Annotated in this window: 21 protein-coding genes; 10 read left to right on the top strand and 11 right to left on the bottom strand. The window is 64.7% G+C overall.

From position 1 onward, the window contains the following. Positions 1 to 10 precede the first annotated feature (10 nt). Positions 11 to 1093 carry a COX15/CtaA family protein gene (locus RX329_RS20750; protein WP_085353379.1) on the bottom strand — a complete coding sequence of 361 codons (1083 nt, stop codon included), beginning with the start codon at positions 1091 to 1093 and terminating at the stop codon, positions 11 to 13. Between the two features lie 93 nt (positions 1094 to 1186). Here RX329_RS20750 and RX329_RS20745 point away from each other — a divergent pair, with 93 nt between their 5' ends. Beyond that, a complete protein-coding gene (locus RX329_RS20745) occupies positions 1187 to 1408 on the top strand; it encodes a DUF2842 domain-containing protein (protein WP_007603477.1) in 222 nt (73 codons plus the stop codon). A 21-nt stretch (positions 1409 to 1429) separates the two neighbouring features. On the opposite strand, the gene RX329_RS20740 is transcribed toward RX329_RS20745, so the two are convergent. Then, the gene (locus RX329_RS20740; RefSeq protein WP_094183547.1) at positions 1430 to 2473 is read right to left on the bottom strand and encodes a polysaccharide deacetylase family protein; all 1044 of its coding nucleotides are present in this window, start codon (positions 2471 to 2473) and stop codon (positions 1430 to 1432) included. 126 nt (positions 2474 to 2599) lie between these two features. On the opposite strand from RX329_RS20740, the gene RX329_RS20735 reads away from it, so the two are divergent. Further along, on the top strand, positions 2600 to 3781 hold the full coding sequence (locus RX329_RS20735; RefSeq protein ID WP_317246357.1) for a GNAT family N-acetyltransferase: 1182 nt from the start codon (positions 2600 to 2602) through the stop codon (positions 3779 to 3781). Positions 3782 to 3964: 183 nt separating this feature from the next. Here the strand turns inward: RX329_RS20735 and RX329_RS20730 are convergent, their stop codons facing one another. After that, positions 3965 to 6241 (bottom strand): GumC family protein, encoded by a 2277-nt coding sequence (locus tag RX329_RS20730; protein WP_085353383.1) that lies wholly within the window; start codon positions 6239 to 6241, stop codon positions 3965 to 3967. A 203-nt stretch (positions 6242 to 6444) separates the two neighbouring features. Here RX329_RS20730 and RX329_RS20725 point away from each other — a divergent pair, with 203 nt between their 5' ends. The 3 genes from RX329_RS20725 (at position 6445) to RX329_RS20715 (ending at position 10686) form a co-directional block, all read left to right on the top strand. Then, positions 6445 to 7578, top strand: coding sequence for a glycosyltransferase family 4 protein (locus RX329_RS20725; protein ID WP_085353585.1), 1134 nt, complete (start codon positions 6445 to 6447; stop codon positions 7576 to 7578). A gap of 120 nt (positions 7579 to 7698) precedes the next feature. Continuing rightward, on the top strand, positions 7699 to 9249 hold the full coding sequence (locus tag RX329_RS20720) for an undecaprenyl-phosphate glucose phosphotransferase (protein ID WP_317246356.1): 1551 nt from the start codon (positions 7699 to 7701) through the stop codon (positions 9247 to 9249). 180 nt (positions 9250 to 9429) lie between these two features. Further along, positions 9430 to 10686 carry an O-antigen ligase family protein gene (locus RX329_RS20715; RefSeq protein WP_026232883.1) on the top strand — a complete coding sequence of 419 codons (1257 nt, stop codon included), beginning with the start codon at positions 9430 to 9432 and terminating at the stop codon, positions 10684 to 10686. Here RX329_RS20715 and RX329_RS20710 read toward each other — a convergent pair. Continuing rightward, the gene (locus tag RX329_RS20710) at positions 10655 to 11131 is read right to left on the bottom strand and encodes a MarR family winged helix-turn-helix transcriptional regulator (protein ID WP_051112981.1); all 477 of its coding nucleotides are present in this window, start codon (positions 11129 to 11131) and stop codon (positions 10655 to 10657) included. The genes RX329_RS20715 and RX329_RS20710 overlap by 32 nt on opposite strands. 146 nt (positions 11132 to 11277) lie before the next feature. Between RX329_RS20710 and RX329_RS20705 the strand changes: the two genes are divergently transcribed. Further along, positions 11278 to 12474, top strand: coding sequence for an FAD-dependent monooxygenase (locus RX329_RS20705; protein WP_085394855.1), 1197 nt, complete (start codon positions 11278 to 11280; stop codon positions 12472 to 12474). A gap of 158 nt (positions 12475 to 12632) precedes the next feature. On the opposite strand, the gene RX329_RS20700 is transcribed toward RX329_RS20705, so the two are convergent. From RX329_RS20700 to RX329_RS20690, 3 genes are read right to left on the bottom strand one after another with little or no spacing between them, the layout of a single operon-like run. Further along, positions 12633 to 13811, bottom strand: a complete 1179-nt coding sequence (locus tag RX329_RS20700; protein WP_085353387.1) for a saccharopine dehydrogenase family protein — start codon at positions 13809 to 13811, stop codon at positions 12633 to 12635. A 14-nt stretch (positions 13812 to 13825) separates the two neighbouring features. Next, positions 13826 to 14608, bottom strand: a complete 783-nt coding sequence (locus RX329_RS20695) for a DUF169 domain-containing protein (protein ID WP_085353389.1) — start codon at positions 14606 to 14608, stop codon at positions 13826 to 13828. 57 nt (positions 14609 to 14665) lie between these two features. After that, complete coding sequence (locus tag RX329_RS20690) at positions 14666 to 15433, bottom strand: YdcF family protein (RefSeq protein WP_162496324.1); 768 nt, start codon at positions 15431 to 15433, stop codon at positions 14666 to 14668. A gap of 165 nt (positions 15434 to 15598) precedes the next feature. On the opposite strand from RX329_RS20690, the gene RX329_RS20685 reads away from it, so the two are divergent. The 3 genes from RX329_RS20685 to RX329_RS20675 all read left to right on the top strand — a co-directional run bounded on the left by RX329_RS20685 (position 15599) and on the right by RX329_RS20675 (position 17491). Further along, positions 15599 to 16540, top strand: coding sequence for an acetamidase/formamidase family protein (locus tag RX329_RS20685; RefSeq protein WP_018455138.1), 942 nt, complete (start codon positions 15599 to 15601; stop codon positions 16538 to 16540). A gap of 200 nt (positions 16541 to 16740) precedes the next feature. Continuing rightward, positions 16741 to 16938: a hypothetical protein gene (locus tag RX329_RS20680; protein ID WP_007603456.1), complete on the top strand. Its 198-nt coding sequence runs from the start codon at positions 16741 to 16743 to the stop codon at positions 16936 to 16938. A gap of 73 nt (positions 16939 to 17011) precedes the next feature. After that, entirely contained in the window at positions 17012 to 17491 is a 480-nt protein-coding gene (locus RX329_RS20675; RefSeq protein ID WP_162496318.1) for a GcrA family cell cycle regulator, read from the top strand. Between the two features lie 331 nt (positions 17492 to 17822). Here RX329_RS20675 and RX329_RS20670 read toward each other — a convergent pair whose 3' ends face one another. Continuing rightward, a complete protein-coding gene (locus tag RX329_RS20670; protein ID WP_085353395.1) occupies positions 17823 to 19379 on the bottom strand; it encodes a porin in 1557 nt (518 codons plus the stop codon). Between the two features lie 406 nt (positions 19380 to 19785). On the opposite strand from RX329_RS20670, the gene RX329_RS20665 reads away from it, so the two are divergent. Continuing rightward, positions 19786 to 20292, top strand: a complete 507-nt coding sequence (locus RX329_RS20665) for a MarR family winged helix-turn-helix transcriptional regulator (protein WP_007611061.1) — start codon at positions 19786 to 19788, stop codon at positions 20290 to 20292. A gap of 10 nt (positions 20293 to 20302) precedes the next feature. Here RX329_RS20665 and RX329_RS20660 read toward each other — a convergent pair whose 3' ends face one another. From RX329_RS20660 to RX329_RS20650, 3 genes are all read right to left on the bottom strand, one after another. Further along, complete coding sequence (locus RX329_RS20660) at positions 20303 to 21421, bottom strand: alpha/beta hydrolase family protein (protein ID WP_018455141.1); 1119 nt, start codon at positions 21419 to 21421, stop codon at positions 20303 to 20305. Between the two features lie 275 nt (positions 21422 to 21696). After that, complete coding sequence (locus tag RX329_RS20655; protein ID WP_085353399.1) at positions 21697 to 22668, bottom strand: SDR family NAD(P)-dependent oxidoreductase; 972 nt, start codon at positions 22666 to 22668, stop codon at positions 21697 to 21699. A gap of 142 nt (positions 22669 to 22810) precedes the next feature. Beyond that, a complete protein-coding gene (locus RX329_RS20650) occupies positions 22811 to 23719 on the bottom strand; it encodes a dihydrodipicolinate synthase family protein (RefSeq protein WP_085394858.1) in 909 nt (302 codons plus the stop codon). Between the last annotated feature and the right edge of the window lie 17 nt (positions 23720 to 23736).

The raw sequence follows: 23736 nt of genomic DNA, 5'->3' as shown, positions 1-23736 counted from the left end.
GCAGATCCGATCAGCCGGCCTGACCGACGGGAACGGCGCGCGGCTGCGCTTCGGTTGCGCCACGCGTCGCGAGCCGCTCTGTCTGCATCACCGCAAGCGTCAGCACCACGATGGCGACTGCCTGATGCGCGAGCGCGAGATCGATCGGCACCTGGTTGAGCAGCGTGAGGATGCCGAGCAATGCTTGCAGGCTGACCGCGCCCAGCAGCAAAAGCGCGCCGCTTGCCGCCGAACCCGCGCGTGAACGCACGGCGTCGAACGCGTGCAACGCCGCCAGCGCGAACAGCGCATAGGCCGTCATCCGGTGCTCGAACTGCACCGTCAGCACATTGTCGAACATGTTGCGCCACCACGGCGTCTCGAACCACAGCCGCTCCCCTGAGGGAATGAACGCGCCGTCGATCTGCGGCCAGGTGTTGTAGGCGCGGCCGGCGCGCAGGCCCGCAACCAGAGCACCAAAATAGATCTGGATAAAGGTCACCGCGAGGAGCAAGGCGCTGGTAAAGCGCAGCCGCGACGATGCTGCGATCTGCGGACGCCCGGCGAGCCGCCGCACCGTCCAGACGATGCCGGCGAAGATCACGAGCGCGAGCATAAGATGTGTCGCCAGCCGATATTGCGACACCTCGACGCGTTCGGACAGCCCCGAGGCCACCATCCACCAGCCGACCGCGCCCTGGAGGCCGCCGAGCGCGAACAACAGCCACAGCCGCCGCTTCAACTCACCGGACAGGCCGCCGCGCCAGAGGAAGAACAGGAACGGCAACAGATAGGCGACGCCGATGAAACGGCCGAGCAGCCGGTGGCTCCATTCCCACCAGAAGATCTGCTTGAACTCGGACAGGCTCATGCCGGCGTTGAGCTCGCGATATTGCGGGATCGTCTTGTAGGCCTCGAAGGCCGCCGTCCACTGCGCTTCCGAAAGTGGTGGCACGCTGCCCGTGACCGGCTTCCATTCGACGATCGAGAGCCCGGATTCCGTCAGCCGCGTCGCGCCCCCGACCAGCACCATCAGCGCGATCAGCGCAGCCACTGAGATCAGCCACCAGCGCACGGCGCGATACGGCTCGGACGGGGCGGAATTCGTCGTCATTCGAGGCAAAACCAGAGCTTGAACCGGACTGCGTGCCCCTTATAGTCCCCCGCTCCCGCAGCGCAAGTTACGCGAAAGCCGCGATATTCCGTCATGACGATCCGCACCCGCAAGTTCCTCGGCACCATCCTGCTCCTGGTGCTCGCCACCGTCTGGGCACTGCTCGGCATGGCGCTGGCGCAGATGCCGTGGATCGCCGAATCCGGCTGGCGGCAGGCGATCTACTACGTGGTGGTCGGCATGGGCTGGGTGCTGCCGGCGATGCCGATCGTGAGCTGGATGCAGCGGCCCGATCGGGCCAAGTCGAGTTCGTAGCGCTTCCAGTTCGTAGCGCTTCTAGGTCGCAGCAGTCCCGGTCGGCTTCACCGGCGCAAAAGCGACCCCCGACACCAGCACCCGCATCATGCGCAGCGAGCGCACCCGGCCATCCCAGGAAATGCGCGGCAGCGCGCGCAGATTGGTGCGTCCCTCCGCGTCCACCACGCCCGGGATCGTCGTCACCGCGCTGGCAAAACCGGCCTCCTCCGCCATGATGACATGGCTGCGCCGGAACGAGGCGCGATCACCGAACGGAAAGGCGAGATGCCGGATGTCGCGATCGAAGGCCGCTTCCGCGACTGCCTTGCCCATCGTCATCTCGCGCAGCGCGGCCGCATCCTTCATGTTGGCGAGAACGGGATAGTTCACGGTCGCACTGCCGATTGTCACCAGCGGATCGGCCGAAAGCCTTGCCAGATCCTCCCAATTCATCGATGCCTCGCGTGAGAGCGCGGCAAGGTCGACCCGGTAGCGCGTGCAGAGGTCTGCGATCGCAGCCGACACATCCGCCGGCGGCAGCGAGCGCAGCCAGGCCTCGAGGAACGAAAACAGCGCCTGCTTCTCCGCGTTGCCAGTCACAGTGAAGCGCTGCTCCTTCTCGCCCATCAAGAGACTGACACGGCTCTCGCGCGCGATCACCTGTTCAAGTCCGAGCCACCAGGCCTCACCGACGCCGTCGGGAAACGCCGTGGGCACATAGATCGTGAAGGGCACGGCGTGGCGCGCCAGCACCGGATAGGCAAAGTCGATCAGATCCTTGCCGGCGCCGTCGAAGGTGAGTGCCACGAAGCGCCGCTGTTTCGACAGCGTCACCGCGCGCCGGCAGACCTCGTCCATGCCGACGAAATCATAGTTCCACCGCTTCAGCGCGCGAATGGCGCGATCGAGGAAATGCGGCGTGATCTCGTTCTCGCGCAGCGGCTGAAACCCGCCGCGCCGGCGCGACCGCACATGCGCAAAGCGCAGGATGGCGCCGGCTCCACGACTGCGCAGCGCAGCCTGGCCCGTGAACCAGGTCAGCTCAAGTCGCAGCCGTTCCAGCCATCTGTCGTCGGATGCCAATGTCCCACCTCGCGCCCGTCGGCGGCCGGTCCCCTCTTATAGTCATTACCCTTTGTTGACATTTCTTTGCAAAGGTCGGCCACAGGCCGAATTACGCATATTTTTGATTTCTCGACAGGTTCGCGAATGACCATGGCTGCGGCGATGCAAAGCCGGACGGCAGAATTGCCAGCGCAGTCGAAAGCGGGCCGCATCGCGCATGTCGATATCGTGACCGATCTCGGCGCGGCCGAGGCCGTCTGGCGCGCCTTCGAGCAGCCCGGTCATCTCTTCACGCCCTATCAGCGATTTGATCTGCTCAGTCCCTGGCAGCGTCTGGTCGGCGAGCAGGAACGCGCCCGCCCCTTTATCGTCATTGCCCGCGACTCCGAGCATCGGCCGCTGCTGCTGCTGCCGCTCTCGCTGCGCCAAAGCCACGGCGTGCGCACCGCCTGCTTCATGGGCGGCAAGCATACGACCTTCAACATGGGCTTGTGGAACGCCGAATTTGCAGCGCAGGTCGCCAGCGGTGATCTCGACGCGCTGCTTGCGCCGCTCAACGAACATGCCGACGTGCTCGCACTGACGCAGCAGCCGCTGCACTGGAACGACCAGCAGAACCCGTTCGCGCATTTGCCACGCCAAAGCGCGATCAACGGCTGCCCGCTGCTCACGATGGAACCGGGCGGTCCGCCGGCATCGCGGATCAGCAACTCCTTCCGCCGCCGCCTCAAGAGCAAGGAGAAGAAGCTCCAGGCGCTCGCCGGCTATCGCTATCATTTGGCGACCACCGATGCGGACATCACCCGCCTGCTCGACTGGTTCTTCCGTATCAAGCCGGCTCGGATGGCCGAACAGAAGCTGCCCAACGTCTTCGCAGAGCCCGGCGTCGAGCAATTCGTCCGCGGCGCCTGCCTTGCACCACGCGGCGACGGCCGCGTCATCGACATCCACGCGCTCGAATGCGACGACGAGGTGATCGCAATCTTCGCTGGCGTCGCCGACGGCCAGCGCTTCTCGATGATGTTCAACACCTACACGATGTCCGAGCACGCCCGCTACAGCCCCGGGCTGATCCTGATGCGCTACATCATCGACCGCTGCGCCGAGCGCGGCTACCGCTCGCTCGACCTCGGCATCGGCTCGGACGAGTACAAGCGGATGTTCTGCAAGGACGACCAGGACATCTTCGACAGTTTCGTTCCGCTGACGTCACGCGGAAAGCTCGCGGCCATGGCGATGTCCTCGCTGAGCCACGGCAAGCGGCTGGTGAAACAGAACCAGATGTTGTTCGACCTGGCGCAGCGGCTGCGGCGAGCGTTCGGGTAGCTCTCGCCATTGCACGACTGCCCACCTTCTCCCCTTGTGGGAGAAGGTGGCGCGAAGCGCCGGATGAGGGGTTGTATCAGCAAGTCAAAATGCGAGAGGCACGCGCGGAGAGAGACCCCTCACCCGTCTCGCCGCTATCGCGGCGAGCCACCCTCTCCCACAGGGGGAGAGGGTAAGAAACGCCTACGCCGCCACGACGCGCGGCGCGTCCCTCGCATCCGACGGCTGCACCGGTCTGTTCAGCATCGTCACTTCATTGAATCCGACGGCGCTGAGCTGCTCGCACATCAGTGCGCGCGCATCCGGCGCCATCGACGCGTCGGGCACGACGACGGCGCGGGCATTCGCCGTCAGGAGCTCCGCCGGAAGGTCGGAGGCACTGCCGGCATCGAGCAGCACGTGGTCGTAGGCGCGCAGCAGCGCGTCGATCGCGAGCGTCACGCGGGGCGACTGCAACAGGCTGCGATCGAAGCCGGGGCGGCCTGCCATGACCAGATGCAGCCGCGAGAGCTTGTCCCGGGTGATGATCTGCGCGAACGACGCCTCGCCCTGCATCAGTTCGGCGAGGCCGGGTGCCGAGGCATCGACGGACACGGCGGCCATGGTCGGCGAGGACGCGGCGAGATCGACCACGACGACCCGCGCATCGCGCGCCAGGTGCCGGGCCAATGTCAGCGTCGACAGCGTGATGGCTTCGCCGCTCGCAGTGCCGAGCACCGTGACCTTCTTCGCCATGGCTCCGGCGGCGCGCAGGCTGTCGGCCAGATGCTCGATCTCCGCGAATTCGGCGACATCGGCATCGGCCGTCATCTCCGGCTGCAGCGGCGCGGGTTCTGCCATGACCGGGTCGACGACCGGATCGGCGAAGGGCTCGACGACCACCGGTTGGACGATTTGTTCCTGGCGAGCCGACGCCCGCATGAGCGTTGGCGTGAACACCGCCACCGCACGGGGCGCGGTCTGGCGCAACAACTCTCCGGTGACGACGACGCCCGACGAGAGCAGCAGTGTCGCGATCGTCGCGATCAGCACGATCGGCAGCTTCTTCGGGTAGGCCGGCGTGTTCGAGACGACGGCGCGCGAGATGATGCGGCCATCCGTCGGCGCGGTGTCGATGGTCTCGCGGGTGTTGGCCTCACGGTACTTCGCGAGATAGGTTTCGAGCAGGTCGCGCTGCGCCTTGGCCTCACGCTCGAGGGCGCGGAGCTGCACGTCCTGGCCGTTGGTGGCCGTCGCCTGCTTCTTGAGCTGCTCGAGGCTCGCCGACAATTCCTGAACGCGCCCGCTGGCGGCACGCGCATCGTTTTCGAGCGTGCGGGCGAGCTTGGCGGCCTCGTCGCGGATCTGGGTGTCGAGGTCGGCGAGCTGCGCCTTCAACTCCTTGATGCGCGGATGGTTGCCGAGCAACGTCGACGATTGCTCGGCCAGCTGGGCCCGCAACGCCACGCGCTGCTGCGAAGGCGTGCGCATCGATTCCGAGTTCAAAATTTCCGACGATTCGATCGGTTTGCCGCTCTGGATCATCTCGCGGATCAGGCGCGCCTTGGACTCGGCATCGGCCTTGAGCGCGCGCGCATTGTTGAGCTGGGTGTTGACCTCGCCCATCTGCTGGTTCGATAGCGTCGTGTTGTTGGTGCCGACGAACAGGCTCGACTTGGAGCGGAAGTCCTCGGCCTTCGCTTCGGCCTCGGAGACATTCCGTCGCAGCTCATCGATCCTGCCGGCATACCACTGGCTGGCGTTTCGGGCCTGGTCCTGGCGCGCATCCTGCTGGAGCACGAGATAGCCGTCGGCGATCGAATTGGCGACGCGCACGGCGAGATCGGGATCGGCAGACTGGAATTCGATCACGATGACGCGTGACTTGTCGACGGCGTAGGCCTGGAGGCGCTCGTAATAGGCGTCCAGCACCCGCTCTTCCGGCGTCATCGAGAACGGATCGCGGCCGATGCCGACCAGCGCCGCAAGAGACTTCAGCGGCGAAACGCCTTGCAGCACCGGATCGAACTCGGGCCGCTCCGCAAGCTTGTTCTTCTTGATGATCTCGCGCGCGAGATCGCGCGACAGCACGAGCTGCACCTGGCTGGTGACGGCTTCGGCGTCGAGCGCCTGCCGTTCCTCGGCGCGATCGCTATTGGGCCGCAGAAACACGTTCTCACGGCCGTCGATCAGGATACGGGATTCAGACTTGTAGCGCGGCGTGATGAGATTGACGATTGCGATGGATGCGACGAGCGCCAGCACCGTCGGAACGATGATCCAGCCGCGCTTGCGCGCCAATGCCGCGCCGAGCGCGTGCAGGTCGATGTCGCCGGATTCGACTGGCGCCGACCGCGGAGCAACGGGCGCAGGCTTTGCTTCAATGCTGGGCTCGAGTTCAGCCCGCTTGGCTGCTGCCTTCGAGACAGCCCGCTTGACCACCGCCTTGTCCTTGCCGGCACGCCAGAACGCTAAACGCATCGAACACTCCCGCAGGCGCAACGCCACGAACCTACCTCAACCAGGGCGATTACACTCCATTAAGGTTGCCGCTGGGTTAATCGCAGCGTCGGGCGGCTCGCGCAGGTGCGTCCGTCACCGTTTGTTAACCACGAGGCCTCTTAATCCGTCTCGATATTTCGTCAGATTGTTCGAGCATTCGCCGTCGAGCGCTGGTTTTGATCATGCCCCCCTCTCCCGACCAGCCGCTTCGCATCCTGCACGCCGTGCGCGCTCCGGTCGGCGGCATCTTCCGCCACATCCTCGACGTCGCCAACGGCCAGGTCGATCGTGGCCATCACGTCGGAATTCTCGCCGACAGTCTCACCGGCGGTGAGCGCGCCGACAAGGCCCTTGCCGAGCTCGCACCGCGGCTGAAGCTCGGCGTGCACCGGATGGCGATCCGCCGCGAACCGTCGCCTGACGATGTCCTGGTCTGGTTTCGCTTGCGGCGCCTGATCGCCACGCTCAAGCCCGACGTCATGCATGGCCACGGCGCCAAGGCCGGCGCTTTCATCCGGATGCGGCGGCGATCCGACGACACCATCCGCATCTACACCCCGCATGGCGGCTCGTTGCATTATCCCCTCAACACCCTCAAGGGCGAGTTTTACGCGCGGCTCGAGCGTGCGCTGATGGATGCGACCGACCTGTTCCTGTTCGAAAGCGCGTTTGCCCGCGACACCTATCAGCGCATCGTCGGCAAGCCGAAGGGCGTGGTGCATTGCGTCTTCAACGGCGTGACGCCGGAGGAATTCGAACCTGTCGTCATGGCCGACGACGCCACCGACCTCGCTTATGTCGGTGAGTTCAGGCACATCAAGGGCGCCGATCTGCTGGTCGACGCGGTGGCGCGCCTGCACGAGGGCGGTAAGAAGGTCACGCTGACGCTCGGCGGTGACGGCGAGGAGACCGCGGCGCTCAAAGCGCAAGTCGAGAGGCTCGGCCTCTCCAGCGCCATCCGCTTCATCGGTCACGTCAAGGCACGCTACGGCTTTTCCAAGGGGCGGCTGCTGGTCGTTCCCTCGCGTGGCGATTCCATGCCCTATGTCGTGATCGAGGCCGGTGCCGCCGGGATACCGATGATTGCGTCCAAGATCGGCGGCATTCTCGAGATTTTCGGCGCGGAGAACCCGGCGCTGTTTGCGCCGAGCAACGCGGAAGCCATGGCGGAGGCGATCGCGGCCGCGCTCGACAATCCGCTGGGAACAGCGCAGCGCGCCTTGTCGCTTCGCGAGCGCATCTCCGCGCATTTCTCGCAGCAGGCGATGGTCGAGGGCGTGCTCGCGGGCTATCGCGACGCATTTACCAATCACTAACCATTCTTAAGACCCGCTTTAGAGAATCTTCCGATTTGTCCGATAACCCAAGCGCCAGGGGATACTCGCCCGGGACGCAAGGACGCGGCCCGCGGGTTTTTTGAATGGACGTGGACGCCCGTGGAACCGCTCAACGCACGCTCGATGCTCGATGCCGCGACCAGCGCCGCGGCGAAGCCGGCTGACTGGCCCTTTGTGGAGCGGCGTCAACGGCTCTCGGCCGCCGCGCTCGACGTCGTCAACCAGAAGGTCGCCCGCGCCTATTCGCCGATCGTGATCACCGGCTTCGTGCGCCTCGCCGATTTCGCGCTGCTGAGCCTCGTCGGCATCGTACTCTATCTCGGCTATGTCATGCCGCACGCCGGCTCCTTCAGCTGGATCTATCCCGCGCAGATCATCGCCGTCGCGGTCTCCGCCGTGGTCTGCTTCCAGGCCGCCGACATCTATCAGGTGCAGTTGTTCCGCGGTCAGCTCCGGCAGATGACGCGGATGATCTCGTCCTGGTCGTTCGTCTTCCTGTTGTTCATCGGCATCTCCTTCTTCGCCAAGTTCGGCAGCGAAATATCGCGGCTCTGGCTTGCCGCCTTTTACGTCCTCGGGCTCGCCGCGCTCCTCTGCGAGCGTCTGGTGCTGCGCTCGCTAGTGCGCGCCTGGGGGCGCGAGGGCCGGCTCGACCGCCGCACCATCATCGTCGGCTCCGACCGCAACGGCGAACAATTGGTCGAGGCGCTGAAGCAGCAGGAGGATTCCGACATCCATGTGCTCGGCGTGTTCGACGACCGCAACGACAGCCGCGCGCTCGACACCTGTGCCGGCGCGCGCAAGCTCGGCAAGGTCGACGACATCGTCGAATTCGCCCGCCGCACCCGCGTCGATCTCGTGCTGTTCGCGCTACCGATCTCCGCCGAGACGCGCATCTTGGAGATGCTGAAGAAGCTCTGGGTGCTGCCGGTGGACATCCGCCTCTCCGCACACACCAACAAGCTACGCTTCCGCCCCCGCTCCTATTCCTATATCGGCGAGGTACCGACGCTGGACGTGTTCGAGGCGCCGATCACCGACTGGGACCTGGTGATGAAATGGCTGTTCGACCGCGTGGTCGGTACCCTCGCGCTGCTCGTGGCCTTGCCGGTGATGGGATTGGTGGCGCTGGCCGTGAAGCTCGACAGCCCCGGACCCGTGCTATTCCGCCAAAAGCGCTTCGGCTTCAACAACGAGCGCATCGACGTCTACAAGTTCCGCTCAATGTACCATCATCAGGCTGATCCGACGGCCTCGAAGGTCGTGACCAAGAACGACTCGCGCGTCACCCGCGTCGGCCGCTTCATCCGCAAGACCAGCCTCGACGAGCTGCCGCAGCTCTTCAACGTGGTCTTCTCCGGCGATCTCTCTTTGGTCGGCCCACGTCCGCATGCGGTACAGGGCAAGCTGCAGAGCCGCCGGTTCGACGAAGCCGTCGACGGCTATTTCGCCCGCCACCGGGTCAAGCCCGGCATCACCGGCTGGGCCCAGATCAACGGCTGGCGCGGTGAGATCGACAACGAAGAGAAGATCCAGAAGCGCGTCGAGTTCGACCTCTATTACATCGAGAACTGGTCGGTGCTGTTCGATCTCGTCATTCTGCTGAAGACGCCGATCTCGCTGCTGACCAAGAACGAGAACGCGTATTGAGTTGAATTTTTCCGTCATGCCCCTCCTTGTGCGCTGTTGCGCACTGGGGCGGGGCATCCGGTACTCCGCGGCGCCGGCCGCTTCCGCAATAGACGCCGCGGAGTACTGGATCGCCCGGTCAAGCCGGGCGATGACAGCGGTATTTGTGGCGTACCAGTTGCGTAAACGTATGAGCGTGTGATGGCGTATGCGGCAACAGCCGGGGAGATGAATGCAGCGGTTCGGGCTGCGCCCGGCGTGTTGGCGCTCCAGCGCGCGCTGGTATGGCTGGTCGGCGCCTCCGGCGCGATCGTGTTCATCGAGCCGAGCCCCTACGAGATCGTGACGCTGCTGGCCACCGTCACCTTCTTCGCCACCGGACTGCGTCTGCGGCTCGCTTTGATGCCGCTGGTGCTGATGCTGGTCCTGCTCAATATCGGCTATACGATCAGCGCGATCCCGCTGTTCGAGCAGTCCGAGGTGGTGAGCTGGATTGCGACCTCCTGGTACATGGCGGTCACAGTCGTGTTCTTCGCCATGGTCACGTCGGAGGACACCGCCGCCCGGCTCGATATGCTCCGCCGCGGGCTCGTGATCGGCGCGATGGTCGCCTCGCTGTCGGCGGTCGCCGGCTACTTCCACCTGGTTCCCGGCGGCGACGACCTCCTCACGCTGTACGGACGCGCGCGCGGCACCTTCAAGGATCCGAACGTGCTCGGCGCCTTCCTGATCCTGCCGGCACTGTTCTCGCTGCAGAGCGTCGTCTCCGACAAGTTCGGCAAGGCGTTTCGCAACGTCATCGCCTTCGGCATCATGTCGCTGGCGATCCTGCTCGCTTTCTCCCGCGCCGCCTGGGGCGGGCTGGTGCTGACATCCGCCTTCATGCTGGCGCTGATGGTGCTGACCAGCCGCACCAACGCGCAACGCTCGCGTATCATCGTCATGGCGATCCTGGCCGCGGTGCTGGGCCTTGCGCTGATCGCGGTGTTGATGTCGTTCGATTCCACCGCCGAGATGTTCAAGCAGCGCGCGAGCTTCGATCAGAGCTATGACGAAGGCCGCTTCGGCCGGTTCGGGCGGCACATCCTGGGAGCGGAGATGGCGCTCGACCTGCCGTTCGGCATCGGCCCTCTGCAATTCCACCGCTTCTTCCCCGAGGACACCCACAACTCCTATCTCAACGCCTTCATGTCCGGCGGCTGGCTGTCAGGCATCTGCTATCCCGCGCTGGTCTTCACGACCGTCATCATGGGTGTCAGGCACATCTTCGTGCCCGTGCCCTGGCAGCGCGCTTATCTGGCGGTGTTCTCCGCCTTCGTCGGCACCGTCGGCGAAAGCTTCGTGATCGACACCGACCACTGGCGGCACTTCTGGATGATGCTGGGCGCGATGTGGGGCATGATCGCGGCTGCACAGATCTACAAGGCTAGGTCTGGCGACGAAGCTTCTTCAGCTTGAGATCGGGGCGTTTCTCCGGCGGCGTGTCGAGCAGGCCCTTCAGCGCCGCGGTCGCCGCGAGCACGCCCTTGTAGCCCTCATTGGCGAAGCGCAGCAGCAGGCGCAATTCCTGGTCGGAATAGCCGCCAAAAACCTTCTCCATCGCCTGCTGCATCGGCACGTAGAACTGGCCGAGCCTTTCGATCGCCTCCGGCACGACGGCAATGAAGACCTTGCGACGATCGGCATCGTCGCGCTCACGACGGACCAGGCCCGCCTTTTCGAGCCGGTCGACCACGCCGGTGATGGCGCCGGTCGTGAGCCCCGTGACTTCGGCGAGCCGGCCGGCGGTGACGCGGCCTTCGAGGTACAGGATGTCCATGCATTCGAGGTCGGAATTGGCGATTCCGGCAACGTTCGCAACGGTCTGGCCATAAAGCACGCCCTGCGCGGACGACCTGCGCATCGCCTCCTCGAGCTCCTGCAGCAGCGCGGCGCGCGCCTTCGTCCTTGACAAGGCAAACCTCGTATCTTAGTCGATATATATCTTAGTCACTAAGAGATTTAGCGACTGTAATTCTCCTAGCACCACGGAAACGTCGGGAGCAAGCCATGTCCTATCGTCCTCGCAAGGCCCTGATCATCGGCGCCGGCATCGCCGGCCCCGTCGCGGCGGTCCTGCTGCGCCGCGCCGGCATCGAGTCCGCGATCTACGAAGGCTGGCCCTATTCGAAAGGCATCGGCGGCGGCCTTCAGATCGCGCCGAACGGCATGCAAGTCATGGACGAGATTGGCCTTTCCAATGAGCTGATCAGCCGCGGCTCGATCGCGGAATCGTTCGACTTCTATTCGCAAGCCGGAGAGAGGCTCGGCTCGATCAATCGCGACATGGCGCGGCGCTTCGGCCAGCCCGCGGTCAATGTCTGCCGCGCCACGCTGAACGAGATGCTGATCGACAAGGCCTGGTGCGCATGCGTTTCACTTTATTTCGAGAAGCGCCTGATCAAGATCGAGGATCGCGCCGACCAGCCGATCATCGCCTACTTCGCCGACGGTACCACGGCCGAAGGCGACTTCGTGATCGGCGCCGACGGCGTGCACTCGGTGACGCGGCGCCAAGTCGTCCCGGACGGGCCGCAGCCGTTCGATACCGGACTGATCGGCTTCGGCGGCTTCGTGCCGCACGCCGTCCTGGATGGCCGGCCGATCGGCCGGCACGTTGAAACCACGTTCGGACAGAGCGGCTTCTTTGGCTACGGCTATTGCAGCCCCGATCCGAACGACGGCGTGATGTGGTGGAGCACGCAACCCGCGCACGGCATGGACGCGGCGATGTTTCGCGCGCTCGACCATGCAACGCTGAAGCAGCACCTGCGCAGCTTCCACCGCGGCTGGCACGATCCGATCCCTGGCATCATCGAGGCAGCCGAGAACATCGTGGTCACCGACACGCTCGACGTCGCCACCCTGCCGACCTGGTCGCGCAAGCGCTCGCTGCTGATCGGCGATGCCGCCCATGCGACCAGCCCCCATGCCGGCCAGGGCGCCTCGCTCGCGCTGGAGGATGCGATGCGCCTCGCCCGGTTGATGCAGCAAGGCCGGGAGCTCGGCGCCACCTTCCAGGCCTTCGAGGCCGAACGGCGCCCGCGCACGGAAAAGATCGTCGCCATGGCCCGCCGTAACGGCAACAACAAGCGCGAGTTCAGCGCCACCGGCGCGTGGATTCGCAATCAGATGATGAAATGGCTGCTGCCGCTGGGCGCGAAAAGCATGGAGTTCATGTACGCCTACGACGCGCGGGCGGTGTAGTGGCACGAACGCTGTCATGCCCGCCTTGTGCGCACTTGCGCACCGGGGCGGGCATCCAGTACGCCGCGGCCTCTCGATTCAATCGGTGCCGTCTCTGGAATACTGGATCGTCCGGTCGAGCCGGACGATGACACCGTGATTGCGGCAAGTGACCGCCTCTACTTCTCCACCGCGAACGTCAGCCCGGCATTCTCGACCAGCCGCTTGATCAGCTTGTGCTGCATCGCCGCGCCCGGGGTCCAGAAGCCGGCTGCGACGTCAGTCGTGTCCCGCAGCATGCAGATGGCGCATTCGGAGATCATCTTCGAGGTCGAGCCGTAGCCGGGATCGCGGTCGCCGGTGACGCCGGCGCGAACCATGCGGCCATCGGGTGCGATCGCGACATAGAGCAGATCGAACAGACCGTTTTCACGCTCTTCCTTCGACGGCCCCTCGCCCGGCTTCGGTGCGTCGGGGCCGGTCTTGCCCGCATTGGCAGCCATCACGAGCTTGGCGTTGGCCTCGCCCTTCTCGCCGGGACCGGTCAGGACCATCTCGTCGTAGACGAAGTCCTGGCCGTAGGGGAATCCCATCAGCATGTTGGAGCGGTGAACGTTGCGCGTGTTGATCAGCGCCATCGTGAACGGCGCGGCCCAGGATTGCAGATCCTCCTCGAAGGCGGCCCTGTTGCCTTTCGGCTGCTTCGGGCCGGTGAAGCCGGGCGTCAGCGCAAAATGATCGTTGAGAATGGCGACAAGGCTGAGATCCTTGGCCACCGCATCGAAGGTCGCCTTAGCGCTGGCGGCGGTGCCGCCCGAGAGCGTGCCCCGCATGTCGCGCACACGCCCTTTCACCCGCGGGGCCGGCGCGCCGAAGACACGTTTGGCCTCTTCCTGGACGAAGAACGTACCGAGCTCGAACGGCACGGAATCGTAGCCGCAGGAAAACACGATCCGCGCGCCGCTCTCTTTTGCAGCCGCCTCGTACTTGTCGATCATCTGGCGCATCCAGATCGGCTCGCCGCAGAGGTCGAAATAATCCGTGCCCGTGGCCACGCAGGCGGCGAGCAGTTCTTCACCATAGAGCTGATACGGGCCGACGGTGGTGATCACCGACATGGTCTGCTCCGCCATCGCCTTCAGCGAAGCCGCATCCGACGCATCCGCGACAATCAACGCCGTATTCCCGGGCGCGCCGATCGCATCGCGGACCGATTTCAGCTTGCCGAGGCTGCGGCCTGCCATCGCCCATTTGAGCGCGTGGTCGCTCTTGTAACGCTGGGTCAGGTATTCGGCGACGAGCTGGCCGGTAAAACCGGTCGCGCCATAAACGACGATGTCGAATTTCGCAGAGCTCATGATCCGCCTTTGCTTTACTTCTTCGCGTAGCTCACGCCCATGCCGGCACGGACGTCGCTTTGAATACCATAGGGCGGGATCGGATAACGCAGGCCGTTCTTCGCCAGCGCCTTCATGCCCACAACCGCCTTGGCGAGATGTTCCGGCTTCAGGGCCATCAGCATCTCCTCGTCCGGCACGCCGCCATAGCGCCGTTCGGCGTAGCATGGCAAGGACAGGCTGGGCTCACCGCTCTTGAGCGCCCTGCCCCAGGAATCGGCGCAAGCGGTCTCGCCGACCACGCCCCATTCGAACTTCTTGTAGCCGGTGTATTGCAGCCCGTTGATCAGGATGATCATCTGCCCCGGCGTCGCATAGACGAGACAGATGTCGGGCGGATCGAGCCGGCCGCTCGCCAGCGGACTGACCGCGAGCGCCTGATATTGCCCGAACGGAACCACATCCAGCGCCTCCTGGCGCTTGCGTGCGTCCTCCGCGGTGCCGTGCCAGACCCCGACATAGTTTTCGCCGGCGAGCCATTTCTCGTCCTGCGGTGCAAGGCCGATCACCGCGCGGCATTGTGCGCCGACGAGATCGTCGGCCGTGATGCCCACGGTCCAGCCCAGACGCGCGGCCATGCTGACGATCTGGTCGGTGGTGTGGACCGCGTTCGGCCGCCGGACTTTCGGAATTGCCTCCATGTCCGCGGTCCGCGTGAACAGCTTCATGCCGATCACCGTGGTCTTCAGCCGCAACAGGCTGTTGAGATCGGCGACGAGGCCGGCAAGATCGATGCTGTCTGCACTCTGCTGTTGCATGGCGTCCTCCGGGGCCGGCGACCGTGAGCCGGTGCTGTTATTGCTTCTTGAACGGTTCTAGTCCTTCGTCGGTCCCGGGAGCAACTCGCCAGTCCGGCCCATCAGGCGGTAGGCGACGAGCCCGATCCATTCGCGCACGGCGACCTCGGTTCGGCCGAGCCCGTCCGTGCCGACATTGGTGAAAGAGAAGAGATCGTCACGCCCGCCCATTCGCCAGTCCACGGGATAGGCTTCGACGTCGAATCCCGCCTTGCGAAAGATTCCCATCGAACGCGGCATGTGAAAGGCCGACGTGACCAGGAGCCAGCGTTCGCCCGCCTTCGGCGCCACCAATTGTTTGGTGAAGATGGCATTCTCGTAGGTGTTGCGGGAGTCCCGCTCGAGGATCAGGCGCTGCTTCGCGATGCCCAGATTCTCCAGGATGGGCGCGGAGTAGTCGGCCTCCCGGGAGTCCGTCGAAACCAGGTTCGCGGTGCCCCCGGTGAAGACAATGCGCGTGTTCGGATAGCGGCGCGCGAGCTCGGCCGGCGCAAACAGGCGATCGGCCGCGTGCGCGACGACCGGCGTGCGGTGCGCCGCCGACAGATCGGTGTCGATCGAGCCGCCGAGCACGATGATGCCATCGGGCGCACCGCGCGACGGATCCCACGGCGGAAAACGCGACTCCAGCGGATAGAGCAAGAGGTTGCCGAGCGGCGAAAACGCGGCGAGCGCCAGCAGGATCAGCGTGGCCGCGGCGAGCTTGCGGCCGAAGGCGGCAAAGCGCGTCGCCATCAGGACGACCGAGACGATTCCGAGCTCGATCATCAAGTTGATCGGCAGCACCGCTGCGCCGAGGGTCTTGGACAGGACAAAAAGCAGGGGAGCCTCGCTGGAATGATCGTGCCTGTTGCGCGCGGGCTTGACCCGCCCGTCGATCTTCAGAAAAGCTTCTTGGAAGAGGATCGATTGCCTGGTCAAGCCCGGGCCTGTGAAACGGACGGACGCCACATGACCCATCACCACCTGCATTCCAGCCCCGAGACCTGCCATTGGGGGTTCTTCGAGGCTGCGCTCAAGCCCGTCCTCACCATCGCGAGCGGTGACGAGGTCACGGTCGACACCATCAGTGGCGGTCCGGACATGCTGCCCGACCGCAGCAAATTTCACATTCCGCCCGAGATGCACGAGGTTCATGCCCAGAACGAGCGCATGCTGCCCGGCCACATCCTCACCGGCCCGATCGCGCTCGAGGGCGCCGAGCCCGGCGACGTGCTCGCGGTCGAGATCCTCGACGTCCAGCTCCGGCAGGATTGGGGCTGGAACATGATCAAGCCGCTGTCCGGCACCCTGCCCGACGATTTCCACGAGACGCGCATTCTGAACATCCCGCTCGACCGTTCCCGGATGGTCGCCCGCATGCCGTGGGGGCTGGACCTGCCGCTCAAGCCGTTCTTCGGCGTGATGGGCGTTTCGCCGCCGCCGGCCTGGGGCCGCATCTCCTCGCTCGTTCCTCGCGCCATGGGCGGCAATCTCGACAACAAGGAGCTTGGCGCCGGGGCGACGCTGTATCTGCCGGTGTTCGTCCCGGGCGCGCTGTTCTCCTGCGGTGACGGCCATGGCGTGCAGGGCGACGGCGAGGTTTGCGTCACCGCGATCGAGACCGCGCTTCAGGGCCGCTTTCGCCTGACGCTGCGCAAGGACCTCAGGCTCGATTATCCCCGTGGCGAGACGGCGACGCATTACATGACCATGGCGATGGACCCCGATCTGGACCAGTGCGTGGTGCGGGCGCTGCGCGACATGATCGTGCTGCTCGGCGAGAGGCGCAATTTGTCGCGCGAGGACGCCTATACGCTGTGCAGCCTGGCGGCCGATCTGCGGGTGACCCAGACCGTCAACGGCTCCAAGGGCATCCATTGCATGATCGAAAAGACGATCGTGCACGGCTGAGCCGACCGGCCCACTCCTGACCGGTCGAAGCCACGCCGCCGCCGGCCTGCCGCGCGGCGTGCCTTGCCATGCCTAAATTTCCCTCGCGATTCCAACGGGCTGACCAGGCGCCGCAGCCTGCATTTGACTTCTGCCTCCAAACCTAAATAGAGTCTTAATCGTAACTTTTATGTACCCGAGTAAGAGGCTAGCGTTCGGCCATGGCCACCGAAAAAGCCGAGACTGACCGCATTCCCGTAACCCTGGCGCTCTCGACCATCACCTATCTGGAGAAGCTGGTGAGACAGGGCACCCACGGCACCAGCGTTCCCGGCGTCGCACGTACCTTGATCGAGGAAGGCATCCGTCTCGCCATCAAGGACGGGCTTTTGTCGATTCGCGACAATGGCAGGACGTGAGCGCGCGCCGAACGTGAGGCGGACGGATCTCGAGAGGCGGATGGCCGACATCTGCAACCTGGGACCGTTACACATGCCTGTTCTCTCACCCACCTGGACCGACGAACGCATCGAACTTCTGAGGCAGCATTTCGAGGCCGGGCTCTCCTGCCGCGAGATCGCCGCCGACATTGGCGTCAGCCGCAACGCCGTGATCGGCAAGCTGTCTCGCCTCAATCTCACGCGCGGCCGAACCATCGACGATCGCAAGGTTCACGACAGGGGCCTGGCGGCGGCGCGCGCGCCGCGGACCGTGCCGCGGCTGCAATATGAGATGCTCGCCACGATCTACGGCGAGACCGGCGCGCCGATGGTCACCGGTCCGATCGACGCCGCCAATCGCTGCTCGCTACTCGAGCTTGCCGAGAACCGCTGCCGCTGGCCGATCTCGACACCTGGCGCCGACGATTTCTGCTTCTGCGGCAACTCCGCACCCGACGGCCAGTCCTATTGCGCCGGCCACAGCCGCCTCGCCTACCGGCCGAATTCCCGCGCGCGCGTCATGCGCGGCTAGAGCCAAGTCCTGGAGGCGAGTCCTGGAGCCATGCCCAAAACGAAAAACCTCCGGCAGGGCATTGCCGGAGGTTTCTGGAGGTTTAGCATCAAGTCAGAGCCGCAACTTTCGTCATCGGCTGGAAGTAATATAGCTTAGTAGCTCAGGTAAGTAAATAAATTTGGGCCCATCGATTCGCATGGCACGTCTTCGCCGCCCGCACGCGCCGGATTTTCCGAAGGCCATCTTCGTAAAAAAAGCTCATCTCATAAAAAAGCCCCGGCGGTGTCCCGCCGGGGCTGCGTTCTATCCGAAGACCCAGGTGTGAAGACCCAAGTCCGAGGACCAAGGCTTACCAGTTGCGCTGGGCGCGAACCAACAGGCTGTAGGTGTCCTGGTCCTTTAGCTCATAGGTCGCCGCGGGCTTGGCAACGCTGGTGAGCGCCGGCGTCGTGATCACGCCCGAGTACTTCTGGTCAAGATGGCTGTAGGTGAAGTCAGCCGAGAAGGTCAGGTTCTTGATCGGGGTCCAGCGGGTGATGACACCGATCTGGCCGATGTTGAAGTCCGGGTTGCAGGTGCCGGTCAGGGTCGCGAACGCGGCGCTGCCGCAGATCATGCCCTTGGCGGTGCCGCTGTAGTTGACGGCAGCCCACGCACCATAAAGCGCCGAATTCCAGTACGGGCTCCAGTTGTGAGTGTAGGCCCCACGGAAGCCGTAGGTCTTGGTCAGCTCGAGGCCGCTGCCGGGTGCGAACACCGCGTCAGACACGCCGGCGAAGCCGATGCTCTGATACGCGCCGCCCGAACCGCCGAACATCGAGTAGCTGGTCGCTGCCAGCTCCTGGAAGTTGTAGCGGCTCGCGCCGTCGGTGTAGACGCCCGAGATGTTGATCACGTCGCCTGCACCGGTCGGGATGTTCTTGATCGACAGCGCCAGCTGGACGGCCCAGCCCCACTTGTCTTCAGGATGACCGGTAACTTCGCTCGCGCCGTAATAGCCGACGTGGTTGTCGTGCGCAGCGACCGAGGCCTGGAACAGGCCCCAGGCCTGGTCGACGCGGAGCGTGCCGACGAGATCGGGGGAGCGGGTGCCGCCGAGATCGTTGGAGCCGTAGGCACCGCCGAGGACGCCGGCGGTGGACATGCCGGCCGTATTCCAGAGCGCGGTCTGGAACACCTGCGTCTGGTCCTGGGCCGAGACGATCGCCGTCACGCCCTGGCCGAGATCGGCAGTGTAGGTGAACTGGGCAACACCGTTGGTGGTGCCGCTGCCGCCGACGAGCTGGTCGAAGTTGTTGCCGGGATAGTTGATCCAGGGCGCGTCGAACTGCGATACGGCCTTACCCATGGTGAAGCCGGCGAACTGGATGAAGGCGTAGTAGACGCCGAGCGCGCCGCCCGAGATCGTGCCGTCGGTGCCGTTGACGGCGCCGCCGCTGGAGCCGATCAGGCTCGTGCCTGCGGCGTTGAGGCCGAGCGTACCGCTGTACTGGGTCGCACCCGTTCCCGAACCGGCGCCGACATAGTTGCCGGTCGTCCAGGTGAAGACCGCATCGAAATAGGTGCGGACCACGCCGTATTCGGTTGCGGTGCGGGTGTCGATGTTGAGATCTTCACGAGCGCGCATCGAGTAATAGTTGGTCAGGCGGTTGTTGGCCGCGAAGACGTTGTTGTACTGGGCGCTGTAATTGCCGCCGGCATTGAGCGCCACTTCGGCACGCAGATAGCCGCCCAGCTTGATGCAGGTGTCGCTGCCCGGGATGTAATAGAAACCCGCGCCGTAGAGCGAGCAGACCTTCACATACTCGACCGCCTTGGCCTTGACCGGAAGATCAGCCGCCTGAGCTGCACCGACGGCGATCAGACCCGCCGCAGTGCCGAGCAAAAGGCTCTTCACCACTTTCATATTAAAACCTCCAAGTTGCTCATTTTACGAAGACCGGACCGTGAGGCCCCCCAAGATCCCCGTCTTTGAAATCCGCTCGGCCGCTTTGCGCTTCGGACACACCCTCTTTCGACGCGAGGGACGTGAGCAAACCACCTGCAACGGGACGATCGAGTACCCCCCACCGCCACGAAGCAATATGCCTGCGCCTTTCGGTAATCAAAATACCTTATTTAGTCAGCTTTGTTGGTTTTGCTAAACCTGTGCCCCGTTCGCAACACCATTGCGAACCGATTCCGTGAGCTGATCATCTTTGTAGTTTTACTGACAAAATTACCCTGGTCTGCACTTGCGTCAGAGCAGGCTTGCGTGGACTATGGCTTGCACGACACCGGCCGCATACAAATCAGATCACGGGAGTGACGCTGTGTCAGCGACGAGGAAAGAAGGGGCGCGCCTCCGCACCATCGGCAATCTGGATATCATCAGGCGCTTCACCTGGGAGATATCGTCGATCAACATGTATCTGGAGGAGCTGCGTCAGTTCTGGGCGAGAACGCTCGGCATCAGCGGCCCGCAATGGCTGATCCTGATGGCGATCTCCGACCTCGACAAGGACGACGGCATTCCGGTCAACGTCGTCTCGAAACTGCTCCACGTCGATCCGTCGTTCGTCACCACCCAGTCCAAGCTGCTCGAGAAGAAGGGCCTGTTGCGCCGGCGCCCCTCACCGACCGACGCAAGGGTGGTCCGACTATCACTGACCGAGAAGACGCAAAAGCACCTGGCGAGCCTCAACGAGCAGTACAAGACGATCAAGGAATTCGTCTTCCAGGAGTTCGACGAGAAAGAGCTGACGGAATTCACCACCAAGCTCGCGATGTTGAAGACCCGTCTCGAAAAGGCCTGCGTCCGCCTGACCCTCGACTTCTGAGGCGACGTCCTCAGATGCGCCCCGCGGCGCCGAGCCGCGATTCCAGCCAATCGAAGATGTATTCATTGGCAAGGCTCGGATTGTCCGCATGGGCCTGCGCCGCGCCAGTTTCGGCCGCGGTGAACACCTTCAACATGACATCCGAACTGCCGAGCCGGGAGGTCTGGACGATCTGACGCGCCCGATCGGCCTTGAGCCAGCCGTCCTCGCCGAGCGTGATCAGCACCGGACAGTCGGCGCTGGAGGCCATCAGCGGAGCATGCGGCACCGGAACGATGCTGACGTCGCTCATCGCGAATCGGCTGGCAAAGAAGGCCCGCTCGTGCAGGTCCCACAGGCCGCCATCGCAGACGGCGGCGGCAAGCCGCGGCTCCTGCAGCACCGCGCGCGCCACGAAGGAAGAGCCCCAGCCATCGGCGACGATCGCGACGCGTTCGAAATCGACCTCGCTGCACGTCTCCAGATAGTCCATGACGCACGGAATCGCACTCTCGAGATCCCGGCGCCGCAACAGCGCGTCGAGATAATCGTCCCGCTGGTCGCCGAAGAGGTCCAGCGCCAGCAGCGAAAAGCCGCGCTCGCGCGCGTGCGGCGCGAGCTTGAACAGAAACTCTTCCTTGCGATGGCCGGGCTCGCCGATGCAGATCACGGTCGGGGCTCGCACGCGTCCCAACGGCGCGTGCGCGGGCAGGAAATAGCCCTGCAACGAATGTCCGTCGAGCCAGGGTATCGTCACGACTTCCCCGGCAGGGTCGCGCGCGGCGAGGAAGCGGCGGGCGCAATCCTGCATCGCGAGGACCGCGACCCAGCGGCGCTCGTCCGCCTGATCGAGCGGCATTGCGGCCGCGCTGTAGTAATTCATGGCGCGGAGCCAATTGCGCTGCGCGGTCGCCCTGTGACCTTCCGCGAACGCGGCCTCGGCACGATGGCGATTGGCCTGCGCCAGCTTCTTCCACTCGCGATGCCAGGACTGGTCGTCGCCCCGCTTCAGCTGCCGCGCGATCATCAGGCATTCGGCGATCGTGGCGCCGCCGTCCTGGGCCGCGGTGAGGAGCCGCGTGAACTCAGCGGAGATGTCCTCTCGCTCCGGGCAAAGGATCCAGTCGTCGGAGAGGCATGCGGGTATCATCGGGAGCTACGCTCTGGTCATCGCCTTACACGTGACTGAATAAACTATTTTGGTTCCCTGACCAAGCTGCGGCGCGCCCAATGAGAGCCGTTCGAGATCACCATCGCTTGAACGCAGGGACGTGTCGCATGCGTGACATTCCAATGCGTCAGGAGTGGCCGACACGGCCAAGAAACGCCGGCAGCGAACTGGCAAGAGGTGGCACGTGAAATTGCCTGCGCGCCTCTTGCCATGATGCGCATCATACCTATATCGGCGCGCGCTCGTCGCCTGCGTCAGCCGAGCCGCCAGCCGACCTCCTGCGTGAAACTTTCGTAGAAGGCGCGGTCGTAGGCCTGCTCCGGCGTAGCACGAACGCGCTCGTCAAGGCGCTTTGCATCCTCACCCACGAGAATGCGCCATTGCTCCGCCTTGACCCCGTCGAGGATGATCCTGGCGGCCTGAGCCGCCGTCGTCGGCGCATCCTCGAGGAAGCTGCGGGCGCGCTCGGCGAACGCCGCCTGGATGTCCTCGTCCGACATCTTGTCGGCATCCGGCACGCCGGCCGCGACCATGCGCTTGCGGGTCAGCGCGATCTCGTCGGCGTTGAGCCGCTCCGAGCCGTCGGCGCTCTGCACCTTGCGCGAATTGGAGACGATCGAGGTGCCGATATGGCCGGGCATCACCACCGAGCATTTGACATGCGGCGCGTGCAGGCGGAGGTCGTTGATGAGCGCTTCGGTAAATCCCTTCACGGCGAACTTCGCCGCGCTGTAGGCGGTGTGCGACTGGTTCATGCCGATGGAGGCCCAGAAGCCGTTGACGCTCGCGGTGTTGACGATGTGGGCCTCGTCGGCCGCGACCAGCATCGGCAGGAAGGTGCGGACGCCGAGATAGACGCCGCCCCAGCAGATGTTGAAGGTGCGCTCCCACTGCTCGCGCGTGTTGGTGAACAGGCTGCCGCCGCCGCCGATGCCGGCGTTGTTGAACAGAAGGTGGATCCGGTCGGTCTTCTGCTGCTCGGCGAGCTCGTCGCGGAATCGCTTGAGATGATCCTCGATCGAGACGTCGGCGACATGCGTCGTGACGCGCAAGCCCTGCGGCAGCTTCTCGACCTCGCACAGCCGCTTGGTCTCGGCCATCGCGGCTTCCGAGACGTCGCACATCGCGACATTGCAGCCCTCGGCGACGAGCTGCCGCGCGAGCTCGCGTCCCATTCCCGTACCGCCGCCAGTGATGACGGCGATCTTTCCTGCAAAATCATTCATGGGACTTTCGGCCCCTCCCCTGTCGGTATGTTTCTTCATGGCTACGCCACGCATCGGAGCGCGCGCAAAATGTAGCAGCGCCGCATCCGCAGGTAAAAGCGGATCGGCGCTGCCGTGCTCATCAGTTATTTCGGGGCGCGGACTATTCGGCCGCCTCGACCCGCCGCCCGTTCAACGCGCCGAGGCCGTCCAGCGCCTTGCGGATCGCCGCCTGCTGCGCGCTTGAGGCCTCCGGCATCGGCGCGCGCGGATAAGTCATGGGCAGGCCCTGCAGCGTCTGCGCATGGCGCGTGCAGGCCGGCAGATTGTCGGCGATGACAGCGTTCCACAGCGTCAGCAGCTTCTTGTGCAGATCGAGCGCGCGCGGATGATCACCCGCCTTCACCGCATCCCACAGCGCGACGGAGGCATGCGGCGCGGCGGTCAGGATCGCGGCGATCGAGCCATGGGCCCCCAATGTGTAGGACGGATACATCAGGGCATCGACCGCGCTGTAGATCAGCTTGTCCGGCGCCATCATCATGAGGTCCGCGAACAGCTTCAGGTCGCCCGCGCTCTGCTTGACGCCGACCACCAGCGGCACCTCGGTCATGATCCGCGTCAGCAGCGCCGGCGAAAGATAGGACCACGGCACCACGTTGTAGATGATGATGGGCATGCCGGTCTCGTCCGCCATGGCGCGGAAATGCGCCACCATCGCCTCGTCGTCCGGCTTGAACAGATAATGCACCGGCGTGACCTGGAGGGCCGCGACATTCATGTCGCGCACCAGCTTGCCGCGGCGGATCGCATCGCGCGTGGAATCGACGATGATCCCGGCGATCACGGGAATGCGCCCCTTCACCGCCGCGACCGTCGCCTCCATCAGGTCGCGATATTCCTCGTGATCGAGCGTGTGCCCCTCGCCGGTCGAGCCGCCGGCCGCGACGCCATGCGCGCCGGCGCCGATCATCCAGTCGACCTGTGGCGCCACAAGAGTGTAGTCGATCTCGCCATCCTTCCGGAACGGCGTCGTCATCGGCGGAATCACGCCGGTCGGTCGTGCCTTCATGGTCTGCCCTCGCGTTT

The organism is Bradyrhizobium sp. BWC-3-1 (assembly GCF_032917965.1).
GTDB lineage: Bacteria > Pseudomonadota > Alphaproteobacteria > Rhizobiales > Xanthobacteraceae > Bradyrhizobium > Bradyrhizobium canariense_D.
This window is presented reverse-complemented; position numbering and strand designations above follow the sequence as displayed.